The sequence below is a fragment of the Halalkalibacter hemicellulosilyticusJCM 9152 genome (assembly GCF_000513115.1).
Classification (GTDB): Bacteria; Bacillota; Bacilli; order Bacillales; family Bacillaceae_D; genus Halalkalibacter; species Halalkalibacter hemicellulosilyticus.
The window spans coordinates 1-1,058 of sequence record NZ_BAUU01000096.1; the positions used below are offsets into that span (position 1 = coordinate 1).

The following is a 1,058-nucleotide window of genomic DNA, read 5'->3' on the forward strand; positions in this document are numbered from 1 at the left end:
GACGGTTTGTCAATCTAACTGCGACACTTCTTCCCAAAATGCTTCGTGTGAAGTTTTCCAGCCAAGACATTTCCTTGGTCGATGATTAATTAAATATAAGGCTAACTCTAGTTCTTCTTCAGTAATGAGAGATAGATCCGTCTTTTTTGGGAAAAATTCGCGTAAAAGACCATTGGCATTCTCGTTTGTTCCACGCTGCCAGGAAGCATATGGATCAGCAAAATAAACCAGCATTTCCACCTGTTTTTCAATACTTGAATAGCACGCAAATTCTTTTCCACGGTCAACCGTTGAAGTCTTGAAAACACCTAAGGGATACTTATCAACCATACTTAGGATAGCCGTTTCCATGGATGAAGAACTTCGATTTTTCATCTTTACTGCAAGATACATCCGTGTTTTTCGCTCTGCGAAGGTAGCTAAACACCCTTTGCTTTTTCCACGACTTGAAACGATTGTATCAAGCTCCCAGTGACCGAATGTCGTTCTTTTCTTTACTTCTTTTGGACGCTGATTAATCGAAGTTCCAATGTTGAATCGTCCCCTAGTTTCAACAGGTTTTTGACGTTTACCTTTGTGGCGAAGCACAGTGAGATCCGACTTATTTAATAAACCTTGATAGAGCCAACGATAAATAGTTTTAAACGAAAGATTTAGTTCAGGTAGGCGGCCAATAATCTGTTCTGGAGACCATGTTAATTGAAGTTTCTCTTCAATAATCTCGGCTAGATAAGCAGACCATTTCCCCTTTGGTTTACAGTCTTTGCGACGCTCCACGTACATTTGTTGAGCCACTTCACTAGCGTATTCTTTTGTGCTGTTTCGTTTCAATTCTCGAGCAATAGTAGAATGATGACGACTGAGTTCTTTCGCCATTTGCCTAGTTGACCAACCTAGTTTTTGAAGGGCTTCTAGTCGTCCACGTTCAAACGTGGTAAGATGGGAATAGCTCATGATAAACCTCCGTGTAAGGGTTGTGTGGTAACTTCATTTTACACGAAGATTCATGGGCTTTTTGTTTTTCTTTTTAGGTGTCGCACTTAATATTACAATTCGTC

At 40.3% G+C, this 1,058-nt stretch carries 1 protein-coding gene; it reads right to left on the minus strand.

Annotated features, from left to right (window positions below; genetic code table 11):
* Window positions 1–9 precede the first annotated feature (9 nt).
* Entirely contained in the window at window positions 10–954 is a 945-nt protein-coding gene (locus JCM9152_RS21050; protein WP_035347788.1) for an IS30 family transposase, read from the minus strand.
* Window positions 955–1,058 lie beyond the last annotated feature (104 nt).

Excerpts from the sequence above, each read along its gene's own strand:
- JCM9152_RS21050 (WP_035347788.1), bottom strand. The coding sequence starts at position 954 with ATGAGCTATTCCCATCTTACCACGTTTGAACGTGGACGACTAGAAGCC.